Genomic DNA, 19,356 nt, shown 5'->3' with positions numbered 1-19,356 from the left:
TACCCGCAGGGCGGGAAACCTAGGGAGACGTCTGAACCGTGACTTTCGTGGGAGAGGTAATGGAGACCGCCGTGGTCCGGCCGAAAGCGCAGGTTGTCGGGAAGACCGCCGGGGGCGGGACGGGTGACGGAACCCTGCCCGGGGCCGTGGACCCCCGCACCGTGGCGCCGCGTGACGCGCGGCAGTTGTCCCGCCAGTTCTTCCAGCGCCTGACGGAGCTCGAAGAGGGCACGCACGAGTACCAGTACGCGCGCAACACCCTGATCGAGATGAACATGTCGCTCGTGCGGTTCGCCGCCGGCCGCTTCCGCGGTCGCGGCGACGACATGGAGGACATCGTCCAGACCGGCATGATCGGCCTGATCAAAGCCATCGACCGGTTCGAGCTGTCGCGCGAGGTCGAGTTCACGTCCTTCGCGCTGCCGTACATCGTCGGCGAGATCAAGCGCTTCTTCCGGGACACCACGTGGGCGGTGCACGTGCCGCGCCGGCTCCAGGAGCTGCGGGTGGAGCTGGCCAAGGCCCGCGAGGAGCTCTCCTCCCGCCTGGACCGCGAGCCCACCGTGGCCGAACTCGCCACGCTGATGAACATCGGCGAGAACGAGGTGATCGAGGGCCAGATCGCGTCCAACGGCTACAACTCGTCCTCGCTGGACGCGGCGCTGACCGGCGACGGCCCGGAGAACGGCGAGTCGGTGCTGGCCGACTTCATCGGTGTGGAGGAGGACGGACTGCGGCTCGTCGAGGACTTCCACTCGCTCGCACCGCTGATGGCCGAGCTGAGCGAGCGGGACCGCCGGATCATCCACATGCGGTTCGTCGAGGAGGCCACCCAGGCCGAGATCGGCGCGGAGCTCGGCTGCTCGCAGATGCACGTGTCCCGGCTGATCAAGCGGATCATCACGCGGCTGCGCGAGGGCATGCTGGGCGAACTCGGCTGCGCCTGACCCCTCGGCGCCCGTGGTTCCTCGTGGTGCTCCTCACGCTTCGGTGAGGGGCACCACGCTCACGTTCACGCCTGGGTGAGCGGGATCACGGCACGTACCCGCTTGCCGACCGGGACGGGTTCGACGACGACGCTCTCCGCCAGGGCGTGCACGATCTCCAGGCCGTGGTGCCCCACCCGTTCGGGGTCCTTGGGGAACCGCTCGGGCACCGCGCCGCTGCTGTCGTACACGGTCACCGCCACCGAGGCTCCGGTGCCCTCCAGCTCCAGGATGTACGGGCCCATGCTGTGGCGGTCGGCGTTGGTCACGAGTTCACTCACCACCAGCAGGACCGCGCCGTCGGAGCGGGAGCCGATCGCGGCGCACCACTCGGTCCTCAGCTGGTCGAGGAAGAGCGCGGCAAAGCCTCGCGCCCGCGCTATGCATCCCGGCTCACCGGAGTAGTGTGCCGCCCGCCTCAGCGGTTCAACGGGGACGTCGAAACCAGTACGTATCACTGCCCCGTCCAGGTGCTCGGTCATGCCTGTCTCTCTCGGAAGCCGGACTGGCCGGTCGCTGCTGCACCCGTCCTCGTACCCCGAGCCGCGCGACACAGTCCCCGTCTTCTCGTAGTGCGGGCATCGTCACAGTGGAGCGGGGAACCCGAGAAGGCGGGAAGGGGTGCGATGAACGAGCTGATGGCCGCGCGAAGCATCACCACCCGGCCGGTGGTGACCCTCGGCGGCGACGCCGTCGCCCACGTCAAGGACACCGTATGCGACGCCGCCGCGTCCCGGATCACCGGTTTCACTCTGACCGGGCGGGGGCTGCTGTCCGGCCCCCTCAAGGACGGCCTGCCCTGGGCGGCCGTGTCCGCGCTGGGCCACGACGCGGTGATGATCCGCGACCGGCGGGGCCTGGTGAACGCGGCGGTCATGACGGCGCGGCAGCAGCCCCTGCGGGCCCGGCTGCTGGGCGCGCGCGTGCTGACCGAGGCGGGCGCGGAGGTCGGCACGGTGCTCGACGTCGTCGTGGAGGGCGGCACCGCCGGGCGGGTCGTCGGCTTCCGGGTGGCGGCGAGCCGCCGGTTCGTGCCGGGGCCGGCCCGGCACCGGCGGCGGGTGTACGTGCCGCGCGGCGGGACGCTCTCGGTCACCGGTCGCGCCCTGATCCTGCCCGAGGACGCCGTCCGGCACGTCGCCGACGACCTGCCGGGCTTCAGCTCCCTGGTGGGCGGTGTGCCCGGCCCGTGGCGGGGCTCGCTGCCGTGATGCTGTTCACCGAGGTGCGGGGACTGCCGGTGGTGCCGTCGGCCGCCGATGCGGGTCCGCTCGGCACCGTGGTGTCCCTGACCGTCGACATCGCCTCCGGCACCGTGAGCCACGTCCGGTTCCGCGGCGGGCGCCTGCGCCGGGAGACGGTGCTGGCCTGGGACGCGGTGGACACGATCGGGCCGAGCGCCGTCCGGGTGCGGTCCACCGGGTCCGCCGAGCCGCCGGTGCCCCGCCACGACCTGCTGGGCCACCGGGTCCTGACCGAGGGCGGCACCGCGCACGGCACGGTGCTGGACGCCGCCTTCGACCCGGTGACGGGCCGGGTCCTCGCGGTCTTCACCACCCGGGGCGAAGTGGCGCCCGAGCGCCTGCTGGGGCTCGGCGACCACGCCCTGGTGGTCCGCGCCGCCTGACCGGAGACGGGGGCACCGCGCGGACGGCCCAGTCGGCGGGCGGGCCCGGCGGGGCCTGCCTAGCGTGGCAGCGTGAGTGCGCGAAACCCCTCCGGAACCCCCGGCCGGACCGCACCCCCCGGCCGGGCTGTCGCCCGGCACGGCTGGGCGCAGGCCCTGGGCACCGTGCTGGCGGCGCTGGTCGCCATGGGCGTCGTGGCGGCGCTCGGACTGTGGGCGGCCGGGGCCGCGAACCTGCCCGACGACGCCTTTCCCCGGGTGGTCGTGGCGACCGTCGTCACCGCCCTGGGCGGCGCGCTGGAACTGGCCGGGGACGCCGGGGAGTTCGCCGACACGGACGCGGGACTGACCGTGATGCCGCTGTCCGTCACCCTGACCGGTGCGCTGGCGATCGCCTACGGCTTCCTGCGGCCGCTGCGCCACCGCGCCGTCGCCGGCGCCACCGAGCTGGCCGGCTGGGCGGGGCGGATCGCGTTCCTTTGGCTGATCGCCCTCCTCGGGCTGGCCTTCGCCGCGCGCCAGACCTTCGAGGTGTCCCTCGGCGAGGGTGTGCTGAGCGACCTCGGCGACCTGTTCGGCGTCCGGCCGACCGTCGGTTTCACCGCGGACGTGCCGCTGACCGTGCTCTTCGGGCTGCTGTGGCTGGCGGGCGTGCTGGTGCTGGCCCTGCTGGTCTCCCGCGGGGCGCCGCTGCCCGGCCGGCTGCTGCGCCTGCACACGGCGGTGCGGCCGGCGGCGTACGCGATGGTCGCGCTGCTGCTCGCCTACGTCGTCATCGGCGTCGTCGTCGGCCTGGTCGTCGCCGGGACGCGCGGGCACCCGGCGGACACCTTCGCCGTGCTGCTCCTCGGCCTGCCGAACCTGGCGTGGCCGGCGCTCACGATCGGTCTGGGCGCGACCTGGAACGGGCGGGTCGAGGGGCCGTTCGGGCTGCCGATGCCGCGGGCGGTGGACGAGGTGCTGCGCACGGAGGACGTCTCGACCGTGAACCTGGGCACGCTCACGGAGCAGGACGGGCGGATGTGGTGGCTGCTGGTCGCCGCGGCGGTCCTGGTCGTGGCGGCCGGGTTCGTCATGGCGCTCCGCTCACCGGCCGGGACCGCGGTCTGGCTGCACGCGGTGCGCCTGGCGGTGGCCCTGGCGCTGACGGTCCTGATGATCGGCCTCGTCGGCCGCGTCTTCGCCCACTACGGGCTGTCCGTGCTCGGCATCGGCGACCTGGGCGGCGGCCTGTCCGGCCGGCTCTTCCTGCGGCCGCGACTGTGGAGTGCGGTGGGGCTCGCCCTGCTGTGGGGACTGGTCGCCGGGGCGCTCGGCTCGCTGCTCGCACGGTGGGCGAGGCGACGGACGGGGCGGGCTCCGACGGGCGCCTAGGGCGGTGGCGCGGGTCCCGGGAGGGTCAGGAGACCGGGACGACGAGGGGCGGGGAGGCCCGTTGCATGCGGAGTGCGTCCACGGACTCGGCCATCAGCTCGTACTCGGTGGTGTCGTCGCTGGTCGCGATCCGCACCAGGCGGCCCGCGGCCAGTTCGTCGGCGACCAGTTCCTGCTGGAGGTCGTCGGCGCACCAGGTGCGCAGCACGTGCGGCACGTCGGGCGCGTCGTCGGCGACGGGGGTCAGGGCGGCGCGCGGTAAGTGGGGGCTGTCGGGCTGCGGGTCCAGCCGCTCGGCCATCCAGGAGGCGCGGTCGCGCAGCCACCACAGGGCCAGGGCGAGGGTAGGCGCCCGGTAGGTACCGAGCGGGACACCGATGCGCCGGCCGTCACAGACGCCGTAGGCGGTGACGTGGCACAGGAACTCGTCGTGCACTGCTACCCTCCCCCGTCACCCACCGCCTGCCGGGTAGGGCGGCGCGTCCGTGCGGCTCGTGTGCTGTGCGTGAGGGCGCTGTCGCATGGTGTGAGAGGCCCTAGAGGTGAGTATGTTCACCGATGAATCACTGTCACCATGAATTTCCGGCCAGTCTCCTGGCATATTCACGGTCGTTGATGGCCGAAAGCCGCCCCGTGCCGCCGGTCGCCCGGATTCCGGGCGGGCGGTCCGCCGGCGGAGGCGCGGGGCGCCGCCATGACCCCGGGGGTAATCGACGGTCCGCGCGGGTGCGGGCATGGTTGCGGTACCGGGTCGCCGAGACCGGGATCCGGTCCCCGACCAGCGCACACGACATCGATGGAGGCTGATCGCCATGTCCGCATCCGCACCCGCCCGCCGCCACGAAGACGCCGTCGCCCGCTACTTCGAGGCGTGGAACGCGGCGCCGGAGGCGCGGGCCGAGGCGGTCGCCGCGGCCTGGACCAATGACGGCGGCTACACCGATCCCCTGGCCGACGTCCGCGGCCACGAGCAGATCGCGGCCGTGATCGCGGCGGCGCACGAGCAGTTCCCCGGCTTCGCGTTCCGGCTGTCCGGTGCCGTGGACGGGCACCACGACACGGCGCGCTTCTCCTGGGAGCTGGTGAGCGAGGCCGACGGCTCCGCACCGGTGGCCGGGTTCGACGTGGTCAGGCTGGACGACGAGGACCGGATCAGCGCCGTCTTCGGCTTCCTGGACCGGGTGCCCGCCGGGGCGTGAGGGCGCCCCGGCGAACGGCCCGGGTCCCGGAGGCGGTGACCCGACTCCGGGACCCGGGTGTCCTGCGGCCGCGCCCTACTTGTTGACGATCTTGTCGATGCGGGTCAGCTCGTCGGAGCCGAAGTCCAGGTTCCTGGTGGCCGCGACGCTGTCCTCCAGCTGCTGCGGGCTGCTCGCGCCGACCAGCGCCGACGTCACGCGGCCTTCGCGCAGCACCCACGCGAGAGCCATCTGGGCCAGCGACTGACCGCGGGACTTCGCGATCTCGTCCAGGGAGCGCAGCCGGCCGACCAGTTCCTCGGTGACCGCCTCGGACTTGAGGAACGGGCTGTCGCTCGCGGCGCGCGAGCCCTCCGGGATGCCGTCGAGGTAGCGGCCGGTGAGCAGGCCCTGCTCCAGCGGGGAGTAGGCGATGGAGCCGACCTTCAGCTCGTCGAGGGCGTCCAGCAGGCCGCCGGTCTCGGGGCGGCGGTCGAGCATGGAGTAGCGCGGCTGGTGGATCAGCAGCGGGGTGCCCAGCTCACCGAGGATGCGGGCGGCCTCGCGGGTCTGCTCGGCGGAGTAGTTCGAGACGCCCACGTAGAGCGCCTTGCCCTGCTGCACCGCCGTGTGCAGGGCGCCCATCGTCTCCTCCAGGGGAGTCTCCGGGTCGGGACGGTGCGAGTAGAAGACGTCGACGTAGTCCAGGCCCATGCGGGTCAGGCTCTGGTCGAGGGAGGACAGGACGGACTTGCGCGAGCCCCACTCGCCGTACGGGCCGGGCCACATCAGGTAGCCGGCCTTGGTGGAGACGACCAGCTCGTCGCGGTACGACCCGAAGTCCGCCTTCAGCGCCTCGCCCAGCGCGGACTCGGCGGAGCCGGGGGGCGGGCCGTAGTTGTTGGCGAGGTCGAAGTGGGTGACGCCGAGGTCGAAGGCGCGGCGCAGGATGGCGCGCTGGGTCTCGGCGGGACGGTCCGGGCCGAAGTTGTGCCACAGGCCGAGCGAGAGCGCGGGGAGCTTCAGGCCGCTGCGTCCGGTGCGCCGGTAGGGCATGTCCGCGTAGCGGTCGGGGTGTGCGGTGTACAACGCGACTCCAGAGGGGGTTGGGCACCCGGGTACGGGTAGGGGTGGATCCGGCTGGAACCGTCCCCCACTCTGGCCTGACCTGCGTGCAGTGGTCCAACAGAAGAATCCGATGGGATTGCGCGGTTACGCTTCTCAATCATGGAACTGCGTCATCTTCAGCATTTCGTGGCGGTCGCCGAGGACCAGCACTTCACCCGTGCGGCGGAGCGGCTGCTGGTGTCCCAGTCGGGCCTCTCGGCGTCGATCCGGGCGCTGGAGCGGGAACTGCGGGCGCCGCTGTTCGTACGGACCACCCGCCGGGTGACGCTGACGGAGGCCGGGCGGGCACTGCTGGGCGAGGCGGAGCGGATCCTCGCGCAGGTGCGGTCGGCGCACGAGGCGGTGGCGGCCGTCCAGGGGGTGCTGCGCGGCACGCTCTCGCTGGGCGCCGAGCAGTGCATCGCCGGGGTGCCGGTGGCGGGGCTGCTGGCCGGGTTCCGGCGGCTCCACCCGGACGTGGAGATCCGGCTGCGGCAGGCGGGCTCCGGCGAGCTGGCCGAGGAGGTGGCGGCCGGGCGGCTCGACCTGGCCTTCGCCTACCGCACCCAGGCCGACACCGAACAGCTGCGCTCGGTCCCGCTGTCCGGCGAGCCGATGACGGTGCTGTGCCACCCCGGCCACCGGCTCGCGGCGGACGGCGCGGCGCTCACCCCGCACGATCTCGCCGACGAGGTCTTCGTCGACTTCCACCCGGACTGGGGTCCGCGCCGCGTCACCGACGCCGTCTTCGCCGCGGCGGGCGTACGGCGGACCGTGCCGCTGGAGGTGAACGACGTGCACGGGCTGCTCGACCTGATCGACGAGAACCTCGGTATCGCGGTGGTGCCGCGGCACTTCCGGCACAAGCGGGCCGCCCTCACCTCGCTGCCGCTGAAGGACGCGGACGGGACGGAGTACGAGACCATCGCGCTGCTGCCGCCCGCCCAGGCGACCAGCCCCGCGGCGCGGGCGCTGATGGGGCTGCTGGAAACGGGGAGCGGGTGAGGGCGGACTGCGCGATGGTGGACGTATGCATGCGAAGGACATCCTCATCGAGGGCTACGCCCGTATCCAGGAAGAAGTCCACGCCGCCGTCGAGGGGCTGGACCCCGACGGCCTGAACACCCGCCCCGCCGACGAGGCCAACTCCGTCTCCTGGCTCGTCTGGCATCTCACCCGCGTCCAGGACGACCACGTCGCGGACGCCTTCGGTCTCGACCAGGTGTGGCCGACCGGCGAGTGGGAGAAACGCTTCGGTCTCGGCCTGCCCCGCCGGGACACCGGGTACGGCCACGGTCCCGCCGAGGTCGCGAAGGTGCGCGTCGACTCGGGCGACCTGCTGACCGGCTACTACGACGCCGTGCACGAGCAGACGCTCGGGGCCCTGCGCTCCCTGACCGCCAAGGACCTGGAGCGGATCGTGGACGACGCCTGGGACCCGCCGGTCACCCTGGGCGCGCGGCTGGTCAGCGTCCTGTCCGACGATCTCCAGCACGTCGGACAGGCCGCCTATGTGCGCGGGCTGGGGCCTGTCCGGCGGATCAGGTCGCAGGAAAGTGGCGGCGCCTGATCAGCACAGGTGAGCGAGGGCTGGTGCGTCCGGCTGCAAGGCGGAGGAGGGCGACGGGGCGGAGCCCTGGCAACCGACGACAACGCCGCAGACGGGCGTGCCGGCCCCCGCGTCTGCGGCACGATCCGCCGGACAGGTCCCAGGTTCAGAGCGCCGCGTAGCCCGGCAGGACGACGTCCTCGATCAGGGCGTTGCGCTCGTCGAAGGGGATGAAGGCGCTCTTGAGGGCGTTCACCGTCACCGTGCGCAGGTCCTCGGCACTCCAGCCGGCCTGCTCGACGAGCAGCGACATCTCGCGGGTCATCGTGGTGCCCGAGACCAGGCGGTTGTCGGTGTTCAGGGTGACGCGGAAGCCGAGGTCCTTCAGCGCGGTGATGGGGTGCTCGGCGATCGAGGTGGCGGCGCCGGTCTGGAGGTTGGAGGTCGGGCACATCTCCAGGGCGATCCGGCGGTCGCGGACCCAGCCCGCGAGGCGGCCCAGCTTGCCGGAGGCGAGGTCGGGGATGTCGTCGGTGATGCGCACGCCGTGGCCGATGCGCTGGGCGCCGCACACCTGGAGGGCCTGGTGGATGCTGGGCAGGCCGTGCGCCTCGCCGGCGTGGATGGTGAAGGGCACGTTCTCGCGGCGCAGGTGCTCGAAGGCGTCGAGGTGGTCGGCGGGCGGGAAGCCGTCCTCGGCGCCGGCGATGTCGAAGCCGACGACCCCGGCGTCCCGGAAGGCCACCGCGAGGTCGGCGGTGGCGCGGGTGCGGTCGAACATCCGCATGCCGCACAGCAGGGTGCCGACCCGGACCGGGGTGCCGGCCGCGGCGGCCTTGGCCATCCCGGCGGCCAGGCCCTCCTGGACGGTCTCGACGACCTCGGCGAGGGTCAGGCCACCATTCGTCATCAGCTCCGGGGCGTAGCGGACCTCGCCGTAGACGACGCCGTCGGCGGCGAGGTCGAGGACGTACTCCTCGGCGGTGCGCAGCAGGCCCTCGCGGTTCTGCATCACGGCGAGGGTGTGCTCGAAGGTGGCGATGTAGCGCACCAGGTCGCCGGAGTTGGCGGCCTCGTAGTACCAGGCGGCCAGCTCGTCGGGGTCGGTGGTGGGCAGGGCGTGGCCGACGGCCGCGGCCAGTTCCACGACGGTCGCGGGGCGCAGGCCGCCGTCGAGGTGGTCGTGCAGCACGGCCTTGGGGAGGCGGCGGAGGGTTTCGGCGTCTATGCGCGTAGATGACATGTGCGGTGGTTCCTCGGCGGGGTCTGAGCGGAGATCGGGAGGGTTCAGGCGGCGGGCTGGAGCAGGTCCCAGCGGTTGCCGTAGAGGTCCTGGAAGACGGCGACCGAGCCGTAGGGCTCGTGCCGGGGCTCCTCCAGGAAGGTCACGCCGGCGGCGGCCATGCGGGCGTGGTCGCGGGCGAAGTCGTCGGTGTGCAGGAAGAAGCCGACCCGCCCGCCGGTCTGGTCGCCGATCCGGGAGCGCTGCGCCTCCCCCTTGGCGCGGGCCAGCAGCAGCGCGGTGCCCTGTCCGGGGGTGCCGGGTTCGACGACCACCCAGCGGGAACCGTCGGGCCGGGGCGCGTCCTCGGCCAGGCGGAAGCCGAGGGCCTCGGTGTAGAAGCGGATCGCCTCGTCGTAGTCGTCGACGACGAGGGCGACCAGGGCGATACGTGTCATCGGGACCCTTCCGGACGGACGGTTGACGGGAGAGGTTATACGTAAAACTCCGGAACGCCAAGTCGGCCGCGTCCTGCCGGAGCGGGACGCGGCCGACGGGTGGCCCGGGGCGGGGTCAGCAGTACAGGTTGCCGCCCGGGGAGACACCGAGGATCTGGCTGAACTGCTGGTACTTGGTGACGCGGCTCTGGACCTGCGCCGGGTTCCGTCCGTCGCACTCCAGGGAGCCGTTGATGGAGCGGATCGTCTGGCCGAAGCCTGCGCCGTTGACCATGGCGTTGTGCGGGGTCATGCTGCCCGGTCCCGACTGGGTGTTCCAGTACCACAGGGCGGTCTTCCAGGCGACGGCCGCGTCGTTCTGCACCAGCCAGGGGTTGCCCAGCAGGTCGATGCCGAGCGCGTCGCCCGCGGCCTTGTAGTTGAAGTTCCAGCTGAGCTGGATCGGCCCGCGCCCGTAGTAGGCCGCCTGGCCGGCCGGACAGCCGTAGGGCTGGTTCCAGTCGCAGTAGTGCGGGTAGTTGGCGGTGTTCTGCTCGACGACGTGCACGAGTCCGCCGGTCTCGTGGCTGACGTTGGCGAGGAAGGCCGCGGCCTCCTGCTTCTTGGTGGCGTCGCCGCCGGTGTTGGCGAAGCCGGGGTAGGCGCTGAGCGCGGCGGTGAGGCCGCTGTAGGTGTAGAAGGAGTTCCGGCCCGGGAACATCTGGTTGAACTGGGCCTCGCTCACCACGAAGTTGCCGACCGGCGTACCCGGGCCGCCGCCGCAGGCGTACGGCTCCCAGTACCAGGTGCTGATCACCGGGTCGTAGCCCGGGTTGGCGTGCTCGGCGATGTACGCCTTGCCGTCGGTGTAGCGGACGATGTCGCCGGCGTTGTAGTTCTTGCCCGCCGTCCAGGCCGGGTAGCTCGAACACGCGGCGGCGGACGCCTCGGTGGCGGGCAGGAGGGTGGGCACGGCGCCCGCGAGGGCGAGCACGGCCACCAGGGCGGAGATACGACGCCTCGACACAGGACTGCCTCCTTTGACGGGCACGGCCGCTCCCGCGCAAGGCAGGCCGGGGCGAGGCCTTGCGCGCACGCGCCGGCCTGGCCGGTCACGGCGTCGGGGGCGGCCGTAGTGGGGGGTGTGACGCACACTCAACCGCGTTGGTCTGTACCAGTCAAGGGTGTAGACCAGTCGGACTCGGGGCCGGTTTCCGGCCTGGCGGGGACTCGCCGTACCGCGCCCGCTCGTCACCGTCCGGAACCGGTCGGGAGAATCGCCGTATGACCACCACGACCCACCCGCTCGTCACCGAGGCGCACCGGCTCGCCGACGACCTGCTCGCCCCGTCCGCCCAGCGCGTCGACCAGGACGTCGTGCCCAGGAGTCACATCGAGGCGGTCCGGCGCTCCGGACTGCTCGGGGTGAGCGCGCCCGGGGAGTCCGGCGGGGCCGGCGCCCCGGACCGGGTCGCCAGGGAGGTCGCCGAGATCCTGGCCGGGGCGTGCTGCTCCACGTGGTTCGTGCAGACCCAGCACCACACGCCGGTACGACTGCTGGCGAAGGCGGAGCCCGGACTCGCCGTGCGCGAACGCCTGTTGCGCCCGCTCGCCACCGGCGAACTGCTCGCGGGCATCGCCTACGCGCACGTCAGGTCCCACCCCCGGGTGCCGGTGCGGGCCACCGTCGAGCGGGGCGGGGTGCGCTTCGACGGCACCGTGCCCTGGTACACGGGCTGGGGCCTGAACGACCTGATGCTGCTCGCGGGCGTGACGGACGCCGACGAGGTGGTGTTCGCCTTCGCCGACGCCCGCGAGCAGCCGGGGCTGCGGGCGTCGGCGCCCATGCGGCTGGTGGCGCTGACGGCGGCCCGCACGGTGTCGCTGACGCTGGACGGCCTGTGGGTGCCGGAGGAGTCGGTCGCATTGCGCACGCCCCGCGAGGAGTTCGCCCGCGTCGACGTACCCCGCAGCACCAACACGTCCCCGGCCGTCTTCGGCCTCGGGTACGCCGCGCTGGACCTGCTCGGCGCCGCGCCCGCCGAGCGCGGTGCGGCCGACGCCCTGCGCGCGCGGCTGGACGAGGTGCGGGAGCGGGCGTACGCGCTCGCCGACCACCCCGTCCCGCACGAGCACGTCGAGGAGCGGCTGGCGCTGCGGACGCGGGCGTACGAGCTGCGGCGGGCGGCCACGACCGCCGCGGTCGTGGCCGGGGGCGGGCGGGCCACGAGTGTGGACAGTCCGGCCCAACGGATCGCGCGGGAGGCGGTGTTCCTGTTGATCCAGGGCCAGACGGCCACGGTGCGCGAGGCCCACCTGGCCGCGCTGGCCTCCGTCTAGACGGCTGGACGCCAGCGACGCCCAGGACGGCTGGGACGGCTGGGACGGCTGGGACGGCTAGACGGCGGCCGGCAGCACCATCTCCTCGGCACCGGCACCCGCGTGCTCGGGGTGGCGCCAGAGTCCCCGGGCGGCGAGGCGCGGCAGGACGCCCTCGCCGAACCAGTACGCCTCCTCCAGGTGCGGATAGCCGGACAGGACGAACTCGTCGATGCCGAGGGCGTGGTACTCGGCGATCCGCTCGGCGACCTCGTCGTGACCGCCGACCAGGGCGGTGCCCGCCCCGCCGCGCACCAGGCCGATGCCTGCCCACAGGTTGGGGTGGATCTCCAGGGCGTCGCGGGAGCCGCCGTGCAGGGCGAGCATGCGCCGCTGCCCCTCGGACTCGCTGCGGGCGAGGTTGGCCTGCGCCTCCCGTACGGTGTCCGGGTCGAAGCCGTCGAGCAGCCGGTGGGCCTCGGCCCAGGCGTCCGCCGCGGTGTCGCGCGTGATGACGTGCAGCCGGATGCCGAAGCGCAGGGTGCGGCCCTCGCGTGCGGCCGCCTCCCGCAGCCGGGCGATCTTGCCGGCGACCTGCGCGGGCGGCTCGCCCCAGGTCAGGTACACGTCCGCGTGCCGGGCGGCGACCTCGACCGCGGCGGGCGAGGAGCCGCCGAAGTACACCTCGGGCACGGGGTCGGGGACCCGCGTGAGCCGCGCGTCCTCGACCCGGAGGTGCTCGCCGCGCAGGTTCACGGTGCCGCCCTGCCACAACTCCCGCACGACGTGCAGGAATTCTCCGGTGCGCCGGTAGCGGGCGTCCTTGTCCAGGAAGTCGCCGTAGGCCCGCTGTTCGCGGCTCTCGCCGCCCGTGACGACGTTGAGCAGCAGCCGTCCGCCGGTCTGCCGCTGGAAGGTGGACGCCATCTGCGCGGCGAGTGTGGGTGACACGAAGCCGGGGCGGAAGGCGACCAGGAACTTCAGGCGCTCGGTGGCCTGGGAGACCATCGCGGTGGTCAGCCACGCGTCCTCGCACCAGGCACCGGTGGGAGTGAGCGCGCCGACGAAGCCCAGGTTCTCGGCGGCGCGCGCGATCTGCCCGAGATAGGCCACCGTCGGCGGTCGGCGGCGGCCGGGGCCGGTGGCGGTGTCCGGGGCGCCGTGGCCGCCGCCGACGACGTCGCGGCTGTCGCCGCTGGTGGGCAGGAACCAGTGGAAGGTGAGGGACGACAAGGGATCTCCGTTCGGGGACGTCCGGCCACGGCGGGCCGGCGCCGGGCGGGAAGCGGAAGGGCGAGCGGCCTACGGTCGCGGCGCGCCGGTCAGACGGCCGCGGCCAGCACGGGCGGGGCCGGCAGGGGCGCCGCCACCGGATTGCCCAGGGCCGCCGAGAACTGGTCGACCACCTGGGCGAGCGCCTCCGCCGAGCCCGGTGCGACGCGGACCGACCCGTCCTCGTGCGCCGTGATGTCCCGGTCCAGCGTGAACCAGCCCTGCACGATGTGTGCGGCGCCCATGGAGTTCAGCACCGGGCGGAGCGCGTAGTCGATCGCCAGGACGTGGGCGGTGGAGCCGCCGGTGGCGAGCGGCAGCACCGTCTTGCCGGTGAGGGCGTACTGCGGAAGCAGGTCGAGCAGTGCCTTCAGTACGCCGGAGTAGGACGCCTTGTAGACGGGGGTGCCGACGACGACGCCGTCGGCACGGGCGAACAGCGCGGCGGCCTCCGTGACGGCGGGATGCCTGAAGTCCGCGCCGAGCAGCGCTTCGGCGGGGATGGCGCGGACGTCGAGCGGGATCACGTCGTGGCCCTGCGCGGTCAGCCGTTCGTCGAGGTGGCGCAGCAGCCGGTGGGTGCGGGAGAAGGCGGAGGGGCTGCCGGAGACGGACAGGACGGTGGCCATGGGTCCTCTTTTCGGGAAGGCGGGAAGGCGGTGCGCGCCTTCCGGCCGGGGCGCGCGGCGGAATTCCCGGTCCGTCCTCCCCTCGGGGAGCCGCTGGACCGGGACATGGGAAGCACCGGGCCGGACGGGAGCCTAAGCGGCCACCGGTTGGGGCGGTGCGGGGATTCGCTCGCAGGGCGGTGCCGGGCCGTGCGGCGGGGTGGGAAGGGGGCGGCGGATCGGCGGGATCAGGCCGCGGTGCGACAGGAGGCGCTGAAGACGCGGGCGAGGTCGACGTGGCGTCGCCGCGTGAGGCCCGGTCGCGTTGGCATGCCGTCGATCGTGGCAGCCGCCGTCGAACAGGGTCAAGGAGATCAGGGCCGGTCTCGTCCCGCGGACGCGGATTTCACACGGGTGTGACAGAGGGGGTTCCCGACTACACATAAGGGAAAAATAAGAGCAGAATACCCTTATGCGGCGCTACCGCACACCGCACCCGAAGCGGTTGGCCCTGCCAGTCGAAGGAGACGACTCATGGCCCACGTCTCACACTCCAGAAGTGACATCACCAGCCATCCCGACGCCCCGGAAATGCAGGAACGCTACGCGCGCATGCTCGGTGGCCGTGACGTGGCGCTCGTGGACGGGCCGGTGTTCCTGCTCGGCCTCTACTGCGCCGTGTCCCCGTGGATACTCCACTTCACCACCAGCCAGCCGTCGCTCGTGGCCCACAACCTGATCGTGGGCATCGCCATCGGTCTGCTGGCCCTCGGATTCACCCGCGCCCCGGAGCGCATGTACGGCCTGAGCTGGGCCATGTGCGCGATGGGCGTCTGGATGATCATCTCGCCGTGGATCGTGGGCTCGAGCCCGGACGCCGGCGTCATCTGGAACAACATCATCATCGGCGCACTCGCCCTGGTCCTGGGCATGGTCTGCGCCGGCACGGCGGCGCGGAGCGCCCCCAGAAGTTAGACACCCGGGAAGGGAGCCGCACGGCCGGTCCGCTCACGCGCGGGCCGGCCCGCCCGCGCCCAAAGAGGCCCCCACGCCCCGGCCCGGGGCAGGTCGGAGCGCGGCGGACTGCGCCTGTCCGCAGCGGGCAGAAGCACTACAGCGGGGGACCTGACGAAGTGGGGTGGAGATGGAGATCGACGGCGTCATCAGCGCCATCGTCATCGGTATCGTCATCGGCGTCCTGGGCCGCCTCGTGGTCCCGGGGCGCCAGCGCATCGGCGTCCTGTGGACGATCGCTGTCGGCATCCTGGCCGCGCTGCTCGGGTCGGCGGTCGCCTCGGCGTTCGACGTGGCCGACACCGACGGCGTGGACTGGATCGAGTGGCTCATCCAGATCGGGCTGGCCGCGGTCGGCGTGGCCGCACTGGACCGGTCCCGGTCGCGACCCGGCCGCTGAGGCGTTGACCGTCACCGGTCGGCGAGCCACGCCTCGTACCAGGTGACGGTCGCGTCCAGGGTGTCCGCGAGCGGCGTGGGGGCCACCGCGAAGAACCGCTCGAAGGCGCCGGAGTCCACGATCTGCGCCTCCGTGTGCTGGTAGAACATCTCCTCGTACTCGGCCATGAACTGCTCGTCGAACGGGCCGAAGGCGCGGGGCCGGTCGAGCAGCACGACGTTCAGCGGTCGGCCCACCCGCTTCTCGATCATCGTGTGGATCTCGCGCGTGGTCACGGCCGGCGCGGTGGGCAGGTGCCAGACCCGGCCGTCGCCGTCCGGGCGTTCACCGAGGGTCGCGAGACCGGCCGCCACGTCCGCGATGCCGGTGTAGCTGTGCGGCAGGTCGATGTCGCCGAAGCCCACGACCTCCCCGCCGGTGAGCGCGCCGGGGAACACGGCCGCGCCGAGGGACGAGTTGAGTACGCCGGGACCGACGAAGTCGGCGCTGCGGCCCAGGACCACACGGGCCCGGCCGGCCCGGTGCGCGGCGAGGTACCGCTCGTCCAGTTCGGCGCGCATCCGGCCCTTGCGGCTCGTCGCCTGCCAGGGGCTGTCCTCGGTCATCACCGCTCCCCCGGTCTCGCCGTAGGGGTAGAGCGTGTCGAGCACGACGAGGCGCGCGCCGGTCTCCTCGACCGCGGCCAGAACGGCCTCCTGGACGCGGGGCATCACCTCGACCTGGAGGTGATAGGCGACGTTGACGCAGTGGTACACCACGGCCGCGTCGGCTATGGCGGCCCGGGCGCCTCCGACCGTGCCGACGTCGGCGGCGAACCGCTCGACGCCCTCGACCGCGGGGCCCTCGCCCCGCCGGTCCACCAGGCGGACGGGGTGCCCCCTGCCTACCAGTTCACGGGCGAGCGCGGTCCCGGCGGGGCCGGATCCGAGGACGGTGTGCGACTGCGGGGTGACGGCGGGCATGGGGCGCTCCTCTTCCAGTACGTTGCCTTGCACTGCTATTGCCATTCGCTTTCGTTAGAGACTGTAACTCTCACGAGTGGCGATAGCAAGGACGCCGGAAGCCGGGCGGACATAGGCTGATGGACGGGGCCACGTCACGAGGAAGGCCGTACGCCATGGTCGTGAAGGACGTCGAACTGCCGCATCTGCGCCGGTGTGTGGAGCTGGCGGCGCGGGCACTGGAGGCCGGCGACGAGCCGTTCGGGTCGGTGCTGGCCGGCGCGGACGGCACGGTACTGGCCGAGGACCGCAACCGGGTGGCCGGCGGCGACCGCACCCGTCACCCGGAGTTCGAGCTGGCCCGCTGGTCCGCCGCCCACCTCACCCCCGGCGAGCGGGCCGCGGCCACGGTGTACACGTCCGGGGAGCACTGCCCGATGTGCGCCGCCGCGCACGCCTGGGTGGGTCTGGGGCGCATCGTGTACGTCGCCTCGTCCGAGCAGCTGGGCGGCTGGCTGGCGGAGCTGGGCGTCCCGGCCCCGCCGGTGCGGCCGTTGGCGGTGCGGGAGGTGGCGCCCGGCGTGGCCGTGGACGGGCCGGTACCGGAACTCACCGAGGAGATCCGCGCGTTGCACCGGCGGTTCCACGAAGGGCGCGGCTGAGCGCGCGGGCCGCGTGAACGGACGGGGCGCCCCTCCGGCCGGAAGGGCGCCCCGGAATGTACGACCGGGCCCGGTCAGCTCTCGACACCCGGGCGGAAACGCCGGTAGAGGACGGCGCCGCCGAGGACGAGCGCCACGCCGCCCGCTAGCACGGGCAGGGTCTGATCCGCCCCGGTGTGGGCGAGGGCCGCCGACTCGCTCGGCGGTGCGGCGTGCGGTACCGGCTCCGGCCGGGCGCGCTCCTTCTCGGGCGCGGACGGCTCGGGCTCGGCGGGGGTCGGCGGCGGGGGCTCGGGGTCGTCGTCGGAGCCGTTCGTCGACTCGTTGCCGACGGCCGGGTTGCCGATGCCGACCACATTGACGCTGTTGCCGGTGACATTGACCGGGAGATGCACCGGCAACTGAACGCCGTTGCCGGACAGCACGCCCGGTGAATCCTTTCCGCTTCCCTCGGCGTGCGCGCCGCCCGACGTGCCGGCGGCGCCCGTCCCCTTGTGCGCCGCGTCCGGCTCGTGGGACGCGCCGCCCTTCCCGGTGTTGGCGCAGCCGTTGCCCGCGGCCGGGTTGAGGAGCCCCACCACGTTCACGGTGTTGCCGCACACGTTGACCGGTACGTCCACCGGGAGCTGCACGGTGTTGCCGGAGACCAGACCCGGCGAACCCGCCGAGGAGCCGTCGGCGGTGGCACCGTCGGACGCGAACGCCGCGTACGCCGGCATGGTCACCGCCAGCGCGCCGGAGGCGGCGACGGCGAGCACACCGTTTCGGGTAACCCTTCTCATGCGGTCCCTGCCTTCCAGACATCATCGCGGGCAGTCGCCCGCACCGGTTAAAACGCGGGCGCACCATCCGAGTTATGGCTAATCGGTCTTTCACCCCATCGAGTGGACGGTTCATCGAACAAACGCTGGCGTCCGTCGGGCGCCCGCGCGGGGCCCCGCCGGCCGTCCGCGCCCGGAGGCGCCGGGTGCGAGGCCCGCTTATGGTGATCGAGTGGCGCCGACCACGGGTCCGCGACAGGGCGCCCGGGAGGCATCGATGCAGGCCAAGCCGTCGACTCGGCCCTCGGTCCGGCGCTGCGCGGTCAGCGGGGCGCTCGGCCTGTCCCTGCTGGGCGCGGGGCTGCCCGCGGCCGCAGAACGGGACACCGGACCGGATCTGTCCCGGTTCTACGACCAGAAGGTCACCTGGTCGGCGTGCGAGGGCATGGAGATGCCGAAGGATCTCCAGTGCGGGAAGGTCACCGTCCCCCTCGACTACGGCCGGCCGAAGGGCGACACCCTCGACCTGGCGCTGGCCCGGTTCCGGGCGACCGGCGAGTCACGCGGCTCGGTGCTGCTGAACTTCGGCGGTCCCGGCGGCTCGGGGGTCAGTGAACTCTCCTTCGGCGGCAAGGACTTCATGCATCTCACCAACGGCTACGACGTGGTCACCTTCGACCCCCGCGGCGTAGGCCGGTCCTCCCCCGTGACCTGCGGCCCGGCCACCATGAAGATCATCGAGGCGACGGGCGGGGACGAGTCGGTCACCGACCCCGAGGACGTGCTCGGACGGCTGCGGGACGCGGCGGCCGAGTGCGCGAAGTACTCCGGACCCGTGCTGCACCACATGGGCACGGTCGACGCCGCCCGCGACATGGACGTGATGCGCAGCGCCCTCGGTGACGGCCGGCTCAACTACCTGGGCTTCTCCTACGGCACCCGGCTGGGCGCGGTCTACGCCGCCCGGTTCCCGGACAAGGTGGGCCGGATGGTGCTGGACGGCGTGGACACACTGACCGAACCGCTGGCCGAGCAGGGGCTGGCGGGCGCGCGGGGTCAGCAGACCGCGCTGGAGAACTTCCTCGACTGGTGCGTGGAGGACATCGCCTGTCCGTTCGGCCAGGACGCCCGGGCCGCCCGGGAGCAGGTCGAGCGGCTCGTCGCCTCGCTCGACGCCGATCCCGTACCGTCGGCCTTCGGGGAGCCCTTCTCCGGCCAGGACATGGTGGGGGCCATAGGTCAGGCGCTGTACAGCCGGGAGCTGTGGCCCTCACTGCAGCGGGCGCTGGCGCAGCTGCTGGACGACGGCGACACCCGGGGCCTGGAGGGCTTCTCCTCCGGCGGCGTCACCTTCCCCGTCCGTGCGGGGTCGGCCGCGGCGGGCCGGGAGCCCGCGGGCGCCGGTCTCACGGACGAGGAGGACATCCCCATGGACAACCTCCCGGCCGCCCTGATGGCGGTGAACTGCGCCGACGACCCCGACCGCCCCTCGGCCGCCGAGGTCACCGGGTCCCTGGACCGGCTTCGCGCACGGTACGAGGAGGCTTCGCCGGTCTTCGGCCGGTACCGCCTCACCCAGGTGCTCATGTGCTACGGGCGCCCCCGGGGCACCGACTACATCCGCGACGACGTGAAGGACCTCGACACCCGCAGGATGCTGCTCGTCGGCACCCGGGGCGACCCGGCCACGCCGTACCGGTGGACCACGGAGACCGCCGAGCGGCTGGGGTCCCCGGCCGTGGTCCTCGACAACCGGGACGAGGGACACACCGGGTACGCGTCCTCCGAGTGCGTGCACCGCAAGGTCGACGACTTCCTGCTCTACGGTTCCCTGCCGCCCGACGGCAGCTCCTGCGGACCGGAGAACGGCGAGGGCGAGACCGGCTGAGCGCCCGGCCG

The 19,356-nt window shown here is 73.1% G+C and carries 22 protein-coding genes; 12 read left to right on the top strand and 10 right to left on the bottom strand.

The window, feature by feature from the left end; all coding sequences use genetic code 11:
• The first annotated feature begins 59 nt into the window (after positions 1 to 59).
• Entirely contained in the window at positions 60 to 947 is an 888-nt protein-coding gene (locus DMH12_RS05470; protein ID WP_125490416.1) for an RNA polymerase sigma factor SigF, read from the top strand.
• 65 nt (positions 948 to 1,012) lie between these two features.
• On the opposite strand, the gene DMH12_RS05465 is transcribed toward DMH12_RS05470, so the two are convergent.
• On the bottom strand, positions 1,013 to 1,468 hold the full coding sequence (locus DMH12_RS05465; protein WP_125490395.1) for an ATP-binding protein: 456 nt from the start codon (positions 1,466 to 1,468) through the stop codon (positions 1,013 to 1,015).
• 144 nt (positions 1,469 to 1,612) lie between these two features.
• Between DMH12_RS05465 and DMH12_RS05460 the strand changes: the two genes are divergently transcribed.
• From DMH12_RS05460 to DMH12_RS05450, 3 genes are all read left to right on the top strand, one after another.
• A complete protein-coding gene (locus DMH12_RS05460) occupies positions 1,613 to 2,197 on the top strand; it encodes a PRC-barrel domain-containing protein (RefSeq protein ID WP_125490394.1) in 585 nt (194 codons plus the stop codon).
• Entirely contained in the window at positions 2,194 to 2,613 is a 420-nt protein-coding gene (locus DMH12_RS05455; protein ID WP_125490415.1) for a hypothetical protein, read from the top strand. The genes DMH12_RS05460 and DMH12_RS05455 overlap by 4 nt, the downstream gene beginning before the upstream one ends.
• A gap of 72 nt (positions 2,614 to 2,685) precedes the next feature.
• Positions 2,686 to 3,987: a streptophobe family protein gene (locus DMH12_RS05450; RefSeq protein ID WP_185832160.1), complete on the top strand. Its 1,302-nt coding sequence runs from the start codon at positions 2,686 to 2,688 to the stop codon at positions 3,985 to 3,987.
• 25 nt (positions 3,988 to 4,012) lie between these two features.
• On the opposite strand, the gene DMH12_RS05445 is transcribed toward DMH12_RS05450, so the two are convergent.
• A complete protein-coding gene (locus tag DMH12_RS05445) occupies positions 4,013 to 4,423 on the bottom strand; it encodes a hypothetical protein (protein WP_125490393.1) in 411 nt (136 codons plus the stop codon).
• 376 nt (positions 4,424 to 4,799) lie between these two features.
• Here DMH12_RS05445 and DMH12_RS05440 point away from each other — a divergent pair, with 376 nt between their 5' ends.
• Positions 4,800 to 5,186 carry a nuclear transport factor 2 family protein gene (locus tag DMH12_RS05440; protein WP_125490392.1) on the top strand — a complete coding sequence of 129 codons (387 nt, stop codon included), beginning with the start codon at positions 4,800 to 4,802 and terminating at the stop codon, positions 5,184 to 5,186.
• A 75-nt stretch (positions 5,187 to 5,261) separates the two neighbouring features.
• Here the strand turns inward: DMH12_RS05440 and mgrA are convergent, their stop codons facing one another.
• The gene (mgrA, locus tag DMH12_RS05435; RefSeq protein ID WP_125490391.1) at positions 5,262 to 6,254 is read right to left on the bottom strand and encodes an L-glyceraldehyde 3-phosphate reductase; all 993 of its coding nucleotides are present in this window, start codon (positions 6,252 to 6,254) and stop codon (positions 5,262 to 5,264) included.
• A 138-nt stretch (positions 6,255 to 6,392) separates the two neighbouring features.
• On the opposite strand from mgrA, the gene DMH12_RS05430 reads away from it, so the two are divergent.
• The gene (locus DMH12_RS05430) at positions 6,393 to 7,277 is read left to right on the top strand and encodes a LysR family transcriptional regulator (protein ID WP_125490390.1); all 885 of its coding nucleotides are present in this window, start codon (positions 6,393 to 6,395) and stop codon (positions 7,275 to 7,277) included.
• 25 nt (positions 7,278 to 7,302) lie between these two features.
• On the top strand, positions 7,303 to 7,842 hold the full coding sequence (locus tag DMH12_RS05425; RefSeq protein ID WP_125490389.1) for a mycothiol transferase: 540 nt from the start codon (positions 7,303 to 7,305) through the stop codon (positions 7,840 to 7,842).
• A 145-nt stretch (positions 7,843 to 7,987) separates the two neighbouring features.
• Here the strand turns inward: DMH12_RS05425 and DMH12_RS05415 are convergent, their stop codons facing one another.
• The 3 genes from DMH12_RS05415 to DMH12_RS05405 all read right to left on the bottom strand — a co-directional run bounded on the left by DMH12_RS05415 (position 7,988) and on the right by DMH12_RS05405 (position 10,507).
• Positions 7,988 to 9,064 (bottom strand): adenosine deaminase, encoded by a 1,077-nt coding sequence (locus DMH12_RS05415; RefSeq protein WP_125490387.1) that lies wholly within the window; start codon positions 9,062 to 9,064, stop codon positions 7,988 to 7,990.
• Positions 9,065 to 9,108: 44 nt separating this feature from the next.
• Positions 9,109 to 9,501, bottom strand: coding sequence for a VOC family protein (locus tag DMH12_RS05410; protein WP_125490386.1), 393 nt, complete (start codon positions 9,499 to 9,501; stop codon positions 9,109 to 9,111).
• A gap of 115 nt (positions 9,502 to 9,616) precedes the next feature.
• Positions 9,617 to 10,507 carry a glycoside hydrolase family 19 protein gene (locus DMH12_RS05405; protein ID WP_125490385.1) on the bottom strand — a complete coding sequence of 297 codons (891 nt, stop codon included), beginning with the start codon at positions 10,505 to 10,507 and terminating at the stop codon, positions 9,617 to 9,619.
• Positions 10,508 to 10,764: 257 nt separating this feature from the next.
• On the opposite strand from DMH12_RS05405, the gene DMH12_RS05400 reads away from it, so the two are divergent.
• Complete coding sequence (locus tag DMH12_RS05400; RefSeq protein WP_125490384.1) at positions 10,765 to 11,820, top strand: acyl-CoA dehydrogenase family protein; 1,056 nt, start codon at positions 10,765 to 10,767, stop codon at positions 11,818 to 11,820.
• Between the two features lie 57 nt (positions 11,821 to 11,877).
• Here DMH12_RS05400 and DMH12_RS05395 read toward each other — a convergent pair whose 3' ends face one another.
• Together DMH12_RS05395 and ssuE are read right to left on the bottom strand one after the other, a co-directional pair.
• Positions 11,878 to 13,032, bottom strand: coding sequence for an LLM class flavin-dependent oxidoreductase (locus tag DMH12_RS05395; RefSeq protein ID WP_125490383.1), 1,155 nt, complete (start codon positions 13,030 to 13,032; stop codon positions 11,878 to 11,880).
• Positions 13,033 to 13,121: 89 nt separating this feature from the next.
• Positions 13,122 to 13,700: an NADPH-dependent FMN reductase gene (gene ssuE / locus DMH12_RS05390; RefSeq protein ID WP_125490382.1), complete on the bottom strand. Its 579-nt coding sequence runs from the start codon at positions 13,698 to 13,700 to the stop codon at positions 13,122 to 13,124.
• Positions 13,701 to 14,213: 513 nt separating this feature from the next.
• On the opposite strand from ssuE, the gene DMH12_RS05385 reads away from it, so the two are divergent.
• Together DMH12_RS05385 and DMH12_RS05380 are read left to right on the top strand one after the other, a co-directional pair.
• Positions 14,214 to 14,654 (top strand): SPW repeat protein, encoded by a 441-nt coding sequence (locus DMH12_RS05385; RefSeq protein ID WP_125490381.1) that lies wholly within the window; start codon positions 14,214 to 14,216, stop codon positions 14,652 to 14,654.
• 169 nt (positions 14,655 to 14,823) lie between these two features.
• On the top strand, positions 14,824 to 15,093 hold the full coding sequence (locus tag DMH12_RS05380; RefSeq protein ID WP_125490380.1) for a GlsB/YeaQ/YmgE family stress response membrane protein: 270 nt from the start codon (positions 14,824 to 14,826) through the stop codon (positions 15,091 to 15,093).
• Between the two features lie 11 nt (positions 15,094 to 15,104).
• Here the strand turns inward: DMH12_RS05380 and DMH12_RS05375 are convergent, their stop codons facing one another.
• Entirely contained in the window at positions 15,105 to 16,055 is a 951-nt protein-coding gene (locus DMH12_RS05375; RefSeq protein WP_125490379.1) for an NAD-dependent epimerase/dehydratase family protein, read from the bottom strand.
• A gap of 155 nt (positions 16,056 to 16,210) precedes the next feature.
• On the opposite strand from DMH12_RS05375, the gene DMH12_RS05370 reads away from it, so the two are divergent.
• Complete coding sequence (locus DMH12_RS05370; protein WP_125490378.1) at positions 16,211 to 16,696, top strand: nucleoside deaminase; 486 nt, start codon at positions 16,211 to 16,213, stop codon at positions 16,694 to 16,696.
• A 74-nt stretch (positions 16,697 to 16,770) separates the two neighbouring features.
• Here DMH12_RS05370 and DMH12_RS05365 read toward each other — a convergent pair whose 3' ends face one another.
• Positions 16,771 to 17,478, bottom strand: a complete 708-nt coding sequence (locus tag DMH12_RS05365; RefSeq protein ID WP_125490377.1) for a chaplin — start codon at positions 17,476 to 17,478, stop codon at positions 16,771 to 16,773.
• Between the two features lie 256 nt (positions 17,479 to 17,734).
• Between DMH12_RS05365 and DMH12_RS05360 the strand changes: the two genes are divergently transcribed.
• Positions 17,735 to 19,345: an alpha/beta hydrolase gene (locus DMH12_RS05360; protein WP_125490413.1), complete on the top strand. Its 1,611-nt coding sequence runs from the start codon at positions 17,735 to 17,737 to the stop codon at positions 19,343 to 19,345.
• The last annotated feature ends 11 nt before the right edge of the window (positions 19,346 to 19,356 follow it).

The organism is Streptomyces sp. WAC 04229 (assembly GCF_003947455.1).
Classification (GTDB): Bacteria; Actinomycetota; Actinomycetes; order Streptomycetales; family Streptomycetaceae; genus Streptomyces.
Note: the sequence above shows the minus strand (reverse complement) of the source record. Positions and strands in the feature narration are given on the sequence as shown.

Bases quoted from the DNA above. Each gene is read 5' to 3' on its own strand.
- DMH12_RS05375 (WP_125490379.1), bottom strand. From the start codon at position 16,055: ATGCCCGCCGTCACCCCGCAGTCGCACACCGTCCTCGGATCCGGCCCC.
- DMH12_RS05400 (WP_125490384.1), top strand. From the start codon at position 10,765: ATGACCACCACGACCCACCCGCTCGTCACCGAGGCGCACCGGCTCGCC.
- DMH12_RS05440 (WP_125490392.1), top strand. From the start codon at position 4,800: ATGTCCGCATCCGCACCCGCCCGCCGCCACGAAGACGCCGTCGCCCGC.
- DMH12_RS05410 (WP_125490386.1), bottom strand. From the start codon at position 9,501: ATGACACGTATCGCCCTGGTCGCCCTCGTCGTCGACGACTACGACGAG.
- DMH12_RS05465 (WP_125490395.1), bottom strand. From the start codon at position 1,468: ATGACCGAGCACCTGGACGGGGCAGTGATACGTACTGGTTTCGACGTC.
- DMH12_RS05415 (WP_125490387.1), bottom strand. From the start codon at position 9,064: ATGTCATCTACGCGCATAGACGCCGAAACCCTCCGCCGCCTCCCCAAG.
- ssuE (WP_125490382.1), bottom strand. From the start codon at position 13,700: ATGGCCACCGTCCTGTCCGTCTCCGGCAGCCCCTCCGCCTTCTCCCGC.
- DMH12_RS05380 (WP_125490380.1), top strand. From the start codon at position 14,824: ATGGAGATCGACGGCGTCATCAGCGCCATCGTCATCGGTATCGTCATC.
- DMH12_RS05425 (WP_125490389.1), top strand. From the start codon at position 7,303: ATGCATGCGAAGGACATCCTCATCGAGGGCTACGCCCGTATCCAGGAA.
- DMH12_RS05385 (WP_125490381.1), top strand. From the start codon at position 14,214: ATGGCCCACGTCTCACACTCCAGAAGTGACATCACCAGCCATCCCGAC.
- DMH12_RS05365 (WP_125490377.1), bottom strand. From the start codon at position 17,478: ATGAGAAGGGTTACCCGAAACGGTGTGCTCGCCGTCGCCGCCTCCGGC.
- DMH12_RS05430 (WP_125490390.1), top strand. From the start codon at position 6,393: ATGGAACTGCGTCATCTTCAGCATTTCGTGGCGGTCGCCGAGGACCAG.
- DMH12_RS05470 (WP_125490416.1), top strand. From the start codon at position 60: ATGGAGACCGCCGTGGTCCGGCCGAAAGCGCAGGTTGTCGGGAAGACC.
- DMH12_RS05360 (WP_125490413.1), top strand. From the start codon at position 17,735: ATGCAGGCCAAGCCGTCGACTCGGCCCTCGGTCCGGCGCTGCGCGGTC.
- DMH12_RS05370 (WP_125490378.1), top strand. From the start codon at position 16,211: ATGGTCGTGAAGGACGTCGAACTGCCGCATCTGCGCCGGTGTGTGGAG.
- DMH12_RS05460 (WP_125490394.1), top strand. From the start codon at position 1,613: ATGAACGAGCTGATGGCCGCGCGAAGCATCACCACCCGGCCGGTGGTG.